The sequence below is a fragment of the Bacillus sp. JJ1127 genome, assembly GCF_036965845.1.
Taxonomy (GTDB): Bacteria; Bacillota; Bacilli; order Bacillales; family Bacillaceae_G; genus Bacillus_A.
Genome location: NZ_JBALQK010000166.1, coordinates 1 through 9,265 on the forward strand (window position 1 = coordinate 1; position 9,265 = coordinate 9,265).

The following is a 9,265-nucleotide window of genomic DNA, read 5'->3' on the forward strand; positions in this document are numbered from 1 at the left end:
GAAGAATGTATTTCTTAACTTGATAGCGATGTGGCGGAACCTCATCTCTGAATCATAATTTTTATGTAAGTGAAAACTGAAGCAGCAATTTTATAATAAATGAAATTTACCCTTTATGTTTTGTTAGACCCTCTGATAAATATTCGATCATATTCACCTCTTCGATAAAGACTTTGTAAAAATGGATTTTGTTCTATGGTTTTAAAAGATGTTTCAAAGAAACGAATTAAAAGTTCTTTTGGTGGTAGAAACTCACACATAATTTCTAAAATGATTTAATTTTTTACTTCTTCCTCTTTTCACAACACTGCGTAAAATTTGTTTCTCCCAGAGCTGATTAGGGATAATCAGCTCTTTTTATTTTGTTTTGATGATATGAGAAGTGGGTGTGTATGCTCCCGATCATGATGACAGGCACAGTAGCTTGTCATATATGTATAATTTCATTAAATCTAAATATAGAATTTTATTAATTTTTATGTTAAACTGATTACATTCCAAGAAGTCATTCATTATAGTTTGTCTTTTTGCAACACCTTGTTAGTTGCTCTAGAGCCCGTCCAGCTCTAGAGCTTTTTATTTGGACACATTTACCAGGTCCTTTACCAATAAATTCATGATATTATTACGATGTCGATTCGACAATTCGACAATACCCTTACTTTAGAGCCCTGAACCCCGACTCCCTCAGGGCTCTTTTTGTCCTTAAATGATAAGCACATCAGCCTATCATATGTTCATATTTTCGTAAAATCTGTATATAAAATTTTTACGAGTTATATGTTAAACTTTTTATATCTAAGGAAGTCATTCCCTACCATTTGTCTTTATTATTACCCTGTTATTAGCTCTAGAGTCCCCCTCTAGGGCTTTTTATTTGCTCTATTTTTCTAGAGTTATAAACTCAAAGTGATGAAGGCAACTGTTTCTGCACTGTTATGTACGCCCCTAGCTTTTAAATCCTGTATAATTTCGATAATCTTCTTTCGTTCGTATTCATCACGCTGTTGTTTATGGTTCATCTATCTTTATACTTGTCTTGATTAACTGAATGTAAAACTACCTCTAATTCAAGGTTGTTCAATGCTTCTAACAACTCTTTAGCTCTATACAATCCTTTAATTTCAATTTTTTCTGTTAAATTCGTATTCTTCATAACTCTCATGTTGCTTTGAAATAAAGTTTGATCAAAAATACCTCGCAATCCCAAGTTTTACGATAAATAAAAAAGTTTAATCATTCTCTACCTGTATTGCTCCACAATCGCGCCCTATAATTGAATAACTAACGGTTTTCTTACAGCAAGTTGACGAAGATCACAGTAAATTAGTAAAGTAAAAAAGAGAATATCCAAATTAATATTCTCTTCTTGGGATTTACCCGATTAAAAAGAAGGTAAGTTATCTAAGTTATTTTCTTTAATACCATCAGGTTCACTACGTATAATATCCCTGCCATACTTATGAAATACGTCCACATGAGCTAACTTCCCTGATTTTGCTTCATCAAGAGCAGTAATATAATCCAATTCTCTTCCACTACTTGTTTTAAAAGCAATAATATCATCCTCATCATTTTTACGAACTGCAACAATTTTTTCTACTCCTGAATCGACTTCCTCAACTACTTCCAATTGAGCTTGGTCTTCCCCATGCTGTAAGTATTCATTATAAATTTTTTGAAAGTCTTTTTTATCCATAAAACCCACCTCCAAAACATTTTATTAGTATGTTCGGAAGCTATTAGTTTTATGTACCATGCTCCTTAACAAAATGTATTGTCTTTACAGTTTTTCATACTTCCATTTCATAAATGCGAACCTAACCCAGCTTTTCAGCTCTTATTCAACATAGTTGCTCAATACATAAAGATCGAGCACAATTCTTGCGACAGAATTGCGCCCTATTTTTGAAGATCATTGACTAAATCTTATTCGAGATAAGCACCCTCTAGGTTGGTACAAATGATGGGTTCGATTAACTATCTTCCTCTAAATGATGGTTGAGTCTTTTCTAAAAATGATTTAGCTCCTTCCCTGAAGTCCTCTGTGGACGCTATCAAACCGAAATAATCTGCACCGAGAAGCGCGGACTCTTCTAAAGTTAGATTACACCCCCGATGAATTGCCTCCCAAGTCATTTTTACTGCGATAGGAGCCTGAGACAGAATTTCTAGGATAAGAGTTTCTGCTTCTGATAGTAACTTATCAGGTTCAACAATTCTATTAACCAGTCCTATTCTATAAGCTTCATCTGCGCTTATCGCGTTTCCAGTGAGCAACAGTTCTGCAGCACGTCCTTTACCAATAAGTCTGGGAAGTCTTGTAGTTCCCCCAAAACCGGCAACAGCTCCAATACGGACTTCAGGATGTCCTAATCTAGCATGATTAGCAACAACACGGAGCGCACAGGATTCAGCTAATTCTAGCCCGCCTCCTAATGCGAAGCCGTTAATAGCAGCAACAACCACTTTTCCCAATGACTCGACTTTATTAGTAACCGTAACAGCCAGCTGAGCTAAATCTCTTACTTCCAGAGGAGTGACTTTATTGAGAAACTGAATGTCCGCTCCTGCGGAAAATGCCTTTTTCCCGGCACCAGTAATTATCACTGCCTTTACACTTGAATCAGTTTTAACCCTGTCCAAAATGGATGAAAGTTGTTCAAGTACATCTTTGTTTAATGCATTTAGTGCTTCCGGTCTGTTTAGAGTAATTCTTGCGATTCCATTTTCTTCAGTGTAGAGAACGACATCTTTATTTAACATCTTATTCCCTCCTATATTTCAGTGTACCAACAAAAGCTTACCAATCTTGTTCCCGCTAATTACTCACTCATAAGCATATATATTCAGAATATACCAACTAATACAAAAACATTTTTTTATTCATCCATAGATTACAAATAAAAGAGTTCTTTTCTGGAGAACCACCATTATTCATTTTTATGAAATTCTTATAATCTCTTTTTTGTTCATGTCATCTATTCACCCTTAATTTTTGGATATCTCCTTCTTGAATTAAACTGACCGTTAGTACAATAAGAAAAACTGAAATCTCTCCTGTATTAAATCAGGATTTCAGTTTTTCTTTTTTTAAAACAGTGCAATTTTATTACAAACAGTCCAATTTAAAAAGGTTCCGATACGCTGCTCAGAGGCTTGGTTCAACCCCTTTTCAGCTAATCGAGCTCTCTGTGAAAAATTCATTTTATTTACTCTTCTCTTCATCACATATAATTTTATCCATACTATCACAAGGACTTCTTGTTGCAAATGAATAAAAAGAATAATCAGACAGTCTGTTCCGAATTAATTTTCGCTTTACGACCAATCCGACAAACGACACGCATTAATTTTTTATACAATTTACAACTGCTTCCCCATCTGTTTCATTAATATCAGCAATAATAACAAATACATCTTTATTGGATAATTGTATAGCCAAAGACCGCCCGATACCAGAAGCCCCACCAGTAACAATTGCAACTTTTTGCTTAGACATCTTGAACCCCCCTGTTTTTTGAAAATACATGGTGTGTACGGATGAATCTAAGAAATTGAACAATCGTTCTAATTAGCACAATATAAAATTCTTTGTCATACGAATGATTTGGGCATAGTGGTCGGCAACTAATTCCGCTCCTTTGCTATTTAGATGTACTCCGTCTAAAGTCAAATATAGGCCGCGCTTTTGTGATATACGATCAATTTTCTCTTGTTTTTTCAAGAATAAAGCTTCCCACATTACTCTCAGTGAATTTGTTGTTATATATTCAGAGGTATCGTAATTTTCGAGGATTGAAATAAACTCTTTATATAAATTAAGATATACTACATTTTCATATTGTTGTGATAATACAGAAATAACTGTTCCAAATTCATATATTTGTTTATTCCACTCATTATTTATGTTTTCTCCAATTATAGTAGGGGATACTACAATGACTCTTTTTGATTGTTTGAGAATTTTCTCGAGCAGTATTTTATAACGCTCTTGAAATTCTTCTTGATTTGATGCGATAGGATTTGCTTTTACCTTTAAAAGTTTTGCGTAAATATCATTTACACCAATCCATAAAAAAGAAATATCAAAAACATCATTTTGTTTTTGATTGCTAATTCGATTTGTTAAGCTTATAACTGTTTCACCGGGTTTCCCTAAATTGTATAGTGTATCATTGGGAAATTGCTCACTTAATATGTTATAAAATGAAACGCCTGGTCTTCCTTCGGTTAAACTATCTCCATATAATCCTATTTGCATTTCACATGCCTCCTTTTCTACATGTAAATGAAATAAAAGACAAAGAGTATTAGACACTTTCTTTTGAGATAGATAGTAAGAAAATCGTAATAGCTTCTTCAAATAATGGTTCTAATTTTTCTGTTTCAACTGTGTGGATAAATTGACATAATCCACCTAACCATGATCCTAATAAAATACTTGAGCTTTCAACGTTTTCTATTGAAAATTCACCACTTTTCAAGCCTTCTTCTAAAATTTGTTGATATGCAGTTAAGGGGACAACAGCTAAACCATATAGTTGCTGAACGATAGAGGGATTTGTATTTGGATCAGCCGCAAGTTCTTGTCCTGCCCTCAATAAAGGCGTTTTATAATTGTATAGCACATGCCGGGCCATCCCATATAATTTTTTGGAAGCATTGGGGTAATTTTTTTCTGCTGTTTTCCACTTCTCATACCATTGTTGCATGCTTTTTTTTGCTAAATGAACAAATAAACTTTCTTTATTTTTATAATGATAATAAATATGTCCTTTACTGTAGCCAGAAGCTTTTGCGATGTCTTCAATTGAGGTTTTTGTATATCCTTTTAAAGAAAAGAATTCTGCAGCTTTTTCAGCTATTATTTGTTTGGCTAACTCACCATCATATCGTCTTTTATTCAAAATTTACTCCTTTCACCTCTTAATTTTCAGAATTGAACGATTGTTCTAATTTAAATATATGAAAGAAATTGTTTTTTAGCAACTGACAAGTAAAAATATGTGGATACTGTTTTTAGTTTGATTTTTCATATAAGATGCGGTGCGTGAAATTGAATATTTCGCAAAAAAATAGAGCCTATTTCTATAGGCCCTTTACGAGTTTCTGCTTAAGTTTGTTTGTGCTTCCATTAACGGTTCTAATGGAGGTTCTAACTCTATCTTTATGGTTTCTCCTTCTTGTAAATCTTTTCCTTTTTCTATACTTTGACTAGTTACATATCCCGTACCCGTCGTTTTTAAATCTAACTTCAATATTTTAGATAAATACATAACATCACGCATTGCCCAGCCTTTAAGGTTAGGCATTTTCACGTTACTGCCTACTAGAAAAATACGGTCTCCTTTACTAGTTACATCACCGGCCTCTGGATATTGTTTTATTATTTCTCCTTCCCCTAATACTATCGGATGGAGTTTCGCTTTTTCTGTCATGCTTTTTGCTGTATCCATCGGTTGATTTACATAATTTTGTAGTTTCACTTCAGATTGCTTTGTAGCATCTGCTATTTGCTTTTCTGTATATGGTTTCACTTTTAAGTATTCTAAACTATTTTTAATAACTGGTTTGAAAATTTCCGCGAGGGGTTGGGCGCCATATTCATTACCTTTTAATTTAGGCTGTTTAATGGCTAAATATATTACTAATTGTGGATTATCAATTGGAGCCATTCCTAAAAATGAAAAAATATAATTTTCTTTCCCTTCCATATATCGGCCATTTTCAGGATTCGGAATTTGTGCTGTTCCTGTTTTACCACCAATCGGATAACCGTCCACTTTATACATCGTTCCAGTACCTTTTGATGAAGTGATAACACGTTCCATTAAGCTTCTTACTTTCTCCGCGGTTTCTTTTGTAACTGGATTTCCAATTTCTTTAGGTTGATTTTCCATAATCACTTGATTATCTATTGGATTTACAATTTTATCGATAATATAAGGCTTCATTATTTTCCCATCGTTAGCTATCGCAGTAGCAGCTTGTATTAATTGAATCGGAGTGACAGTGGATCCTTGTCCAAAAGCAGTTGTAACTTGTTGAATTTGCGTATCTAATAATAGTTTATTCTTGCTTTCTCCAGGTAAGTCTATCCCTGTTTTTTGATTAAAACCAAATTTATTTATGTATTTCTTGAAGTTATTTGGCTTTAGTAGTTGGTCTTCTAAAATAGAAAAAGCAACATTTGACGATCGTTCAAAACCTTCATCAAATGTAATGGACCCCCATCCATAACCACTATTATGGTCTTTAATTTCCGCTGATCCTACCTCATATTTCCCAGATTGATAATATTGATTACCATCATAAACGCCTTCATTGATCGCGGCAGCTAATGTGAAAATTTTCATTGTAGATCCAGGTTCATATGCATTTGCAATCGGATCATTTAAGAAATATTCAATATCTCCTTTATTCGGATTATAACTAGGTTTACTGGACATCGCTAAAATTCCCCCTGTTTTTGGATTTGCGATAATGCCTACTAGCATAGAAGGATCATAATGCTTTGTTGCAGTATTCATTGCTTCTTCTAAAAAACTTTGAATTTGTTTATCTAACGTAAGATACACATTATTTCCATTTCGAGCGGGTTCCACCTGTTCTATATTATTTGTAAGCGGAATCCCTTTTCGTGATCCTACATATGAAACACTACCATTCGTAGCACGTAAATACTTATCGAGACTTTTTTCGAGACCAAACTTACCTTCAGCATTTCCCTTATCATCTGGTCTTGCAAATCCAAGTATATACGATGCGAAATCTTCATTAGGATATACTCTAGCTTTTTCCGTTATAAAAGATACACCTGGTATCTTTAAATCTTTAATTTTGTCTTTTGTTTCTCTAGATAAATCCCTTCCAACCTTCCCGATTTCAACTTGCGTAGGCCCTTCGTGAAAATACTTAATGACTTCATCTTTATCAATTTCAAGTACATCTGCTAAACTTTGAGCAGTTTCTTCTTTATTTTTAACTTTATCTTTTCCTTTTAAATTTACAACGATACGATATGTTGTTGAATCTTGAACTAGCACTTTTCCGTTTTGGTCATAAATCGTACCACGATTAGCTTCTAAAGCACCATTTTTATTATGTTGTTCATTCGCAAAATCCTTCACATTAACATTATGCACGACTCCTACTGCCTGGATAAAAAAAAAGCGTAATATCATGATGAGAAATAAAAAAATAAATAAAATCATCATATATCCAGCGCCTTTGTTTGTCTGAATCTTATGCATATTCTGCTCCTTTCTTTTACAATCTATTAATAGTAAAGACGTGGTACTAACTTTATTCTTATTAGTTGCAATAATATATTTTTCGAAGTTTTTTTATGAATTCCTCTAAAGCAATAAGAATCATGCAATGTAGACGATTCATTTGTTCTTTTATATTTCCATTAAATAACGATGCGTGAAATTAAATATTCCCCTAAAGAAGGAACCTATTTTGAAATGTCCTCTTTGTAAAGGACATTTTGAAAAAAGTTGCGCAATATAAAGAAGATGATTTCCAACAGGACTCACCTTCTTTAAATTCTATTGATATCTATAATGATTGTAGTATGTCATATATTCTTACTTTCATTTTTCGACTGAGCAAAAGACTTACAAGACTTTATATATACTTTACCTAAGAAAGGCTGTTTGAAAAAATTAAACAGTTTTTTATTTCCTATTCACTCCATACACTAGTCAGTAAAAAACAGGCGGTTATCTTTTGAGTTTTAATCACACCACTTTTCCTCATCAGAAACCCATGTATTTTTCTGTAAGTCAAATGATTGATTGGTATCGTGGAAACCACAATAAGCAGGTAATTTTATACTTCCTCCGTTTGCTTTATTCCAGCAATCAACAAACCATTCCACAAGGATTTTCCCCTCATCTTCCGATATGATCTCATCATTCTGTTCATAAAACTCCCAAAACTCGTCTGACTTATCATAAGAAAGGTTATAATATGATATGCGTTCGAGTAATTCATGACTTCCTGCAAAAACACTGCTATCGTTTCCTTCGTAAAAAACTTCACTTGCTTCTCTATTCATAGAAAACATCATGATAGAAAGGTCAAACGATCCGATAAAAATCATAAAATCTACTAACTCTATTTTACTATAATAATTAAATTTAAGAATTTCTCTTATATTATGAATCAATCTTTCTGAATTTTTTTCAAGATTTTCTTGTACCGAGCTAATGTATGTATCTTTTGTAAGCAATTCATTCACCTCATGATTCATTTAAATTTCAATATAAATTAAAACTCTTTACACATAATATAATTGGGCGTCTTTTTTTCTTCATCCATTTCATATTTTAAAAGAAACTCTAAGCTATCTTTATATCGCTCTACCATATTCAGATCGCAACATCCTGATAGCCCACTTCAGTTACTTTTTCATTTATAAGACAAAGTCCTAATCCATTTTCCATATCCCATGTACAGTCGAAGGTTAGTCCAATTCCTCGCCCTTCAAAAATTCCTGCATATGGAACAGTAATTCCAACTAAACTTATCATTTCAAGTAGTTGTTCGGTTGTTTCAATTAAAGGATAATTTTCATTGAATTCAATATCATAACCGAGTTCATGCCTTTTTTGTTTGTAATAATCTAAAATAGGCTGCAAAAAGCTTTGGTGCAGTTGCTCCCAATTTTGTATGACTGAAGTATATGATTCATATTGTTCTTTATCAAATTTACCATCTTCTTCACCATCTACCATTAACGCTATCTCAGCTTCCTTTCCACAAAACTCAATGGTAGTGTACCTAACCCATCCATACATATAGTCAAGTTCCCCAAAAACTTCATCATTTATTGTCATTTTAAAATCCCCTTATTATTTATTTGCAAATCCTTCAGGCTCAAAGGCTCCTGCGTTTATCCCACCAACTCCACCAAGGTGTCTAGGTTTATCATTCATACTAGGAACCAATCGCATTGTATTTCCATCGTTACATTCATACCATGTATATTCACACAACTAAATGCCCATAAAAATATTTTTCACCAATCTTCCATTCTTTTTTTGTTAAAGAATCAATATATAACATCAACTCTCTGTATTTTTCATCAGTTATTATTGTTCCATATTGTACAGGACATTTAAGTCCACTCCAAATAGATAAAATAGATGGAATTGTAACCATATCAAATGTTTTTTTGTCTCTTAAAGAAATCATTACTCTCGGAATTAATTCCTTTACCAAGTCCCCAGGAAATGACAGATCGTTATCATAG

General features: G+C 33.2%; 8 protein-coding genes and 2 pseudogenes. All 10 read right to left on the reverse strand.

Annotated features, from left to right (window positions below; all coding sequences use genetic code 11):
* Positions 1 to 1,384: 1,384 nt before the first annotated feature.
* Positions 1,385 to 1,699, reverse strand: coding sequence for a DUF3892 domain-containing protein (locus V7183_RS16705; protein WP_335360220.1), 315 nt, complete (start codon positions 1,697 to 1,699; stop codon positions 1,385 to 1,387).
* Positions 1,700 to 1,980: 281 nt separating this feature from the next.
* The gene (locus V7183_RS16710; RefSeq protein WP_335360221.1) at positions 1,981 to 2,766 is read right to left on the reverse strand and encodes an enoyl-CoA hydratase/isomerase family protein; all 786 of its coding nucleotides are present in this window, start codon (positions 2,764 to 2,766) and stop codon (positions 1,981 to 1,983) included.
* 586 nt (positions 2,767 to 3,352) lie between these two features.
* Positions 3,353 to 3,502: pseudogene (locus V7183_RS16715) on the reverse strand (SDR family NAD(P)-dependent oxidoreductase); the annotation flags it as partial.
* Positions 3,503 to 3,574: 72 nt separating this feature from the next.
* Entirely contained in the window at positions 3,575 to 4,264 is a 690-nt protein-coding gene (locus tag V7183_RS16720; protein ID WP_335360222.1) for an SGNH/GDSL hydrolase family protein, read from the reverse strand.
* 49 nt (positions 4,265 to 4,313) lie between these two features.
* A complete protein-coding gene (locus tag V7183_RS16725; protein WP_335360223.1) occupies positions 4,314 to 4,910 on the reverse strand; it encodes a TetR/AcrR family transcriptional regulator in 597 nt (198 codons plus the stop codon).
* 192 nt (positions 4,911 to 5,102) lie between these two features.
* The gene (locus tag V7183_RS16730) at positions 5,103 to 7,256 is read right to left on the reverse strand and encodes a penicillin-binding protein (protein ID WP_335360224.1); all 2,154 of its coding nucleotides are present in this window, start codon (positions 7,254 to 7,256) and stop codon (positions 5,103 to 5,105) included.
* 488 nt (positions 7,257 to 7,744) lie between these two features.
* Entirely contained in the window at positions 7,745 to 8,251 is a 507-nt protein-coding gene (locus tag V7183_RS16735; protein ID WP_230322551.1) for a hypothetical protein, read from the reverse strand.
* 130 nt (positions 8,252 to 8,381) lie between these two features.
* Complete coding sequence (locus tag V7183_RS16740) at positions 8,382 to 8,849, reverse strand: DUF2004 domain-containing protein (protein ID WP_097899758.1); 468 nt, start codon at positions 8,847 to 8,849, stop codon at positions 8,382 to 8,384.
* Between the two features lie 15 nt (positions 8,850 to 8,864).
* Positions 8,865 to 8,996: pseudogene (locus V7183_RS16745) on the reverse strand (HNH endonuclease); the annotation flags it as partial.
* 4 nt (positions 8,997 to 9,000) lie between these two features.
* A partial coding sequence (imm47, locus tag V7183_RS16750) for an Imm47 family immunity protein (RefSeq protein ID WP_335360225.1) occupies positions 9,001 to 9,265 on the reverse strand: 265 nt, incomplete at its 5' end.

Bases quoted from the DNA above. Each gene is read 5' to 3' on its own strand.
- V7183_RS16730 (WP_335360224.1), bottom strand. From the start codon at position 7,256: ATGCATAAGATTCAGACAAACAAAGGCGCTGGATATATGATGATTTTA.
- V7183_RS16720 (WP_335360222.1), bottom strand. From the start codon at position 4,264: ATGCAAATAGGATTATATGGAGATAGTTTAACCGAAGGAAGACCAGGC.
- V7183_RS16705 (WP_335360220.1), bottom strand. From the start codon at position 1,699: ATGGATAAAAAAGACTTTCAAAAAATTTATAATGAATACTTACAGCAT.
- V7183_RS16740 (WP_097899758.1), bottom strand. From the start codon at position 8,849: ATGACAATAAATGATGAAGTTTTTGGGGAACTTGACTATATGTATGGA.
- V7183_RS16710 (WP_335360221.1), bottom strand. From the start codon at position 2,766: ATGTTAAATAAAGATGTCGTTCTCTACACTGAAGAAAATGGAATCGCA.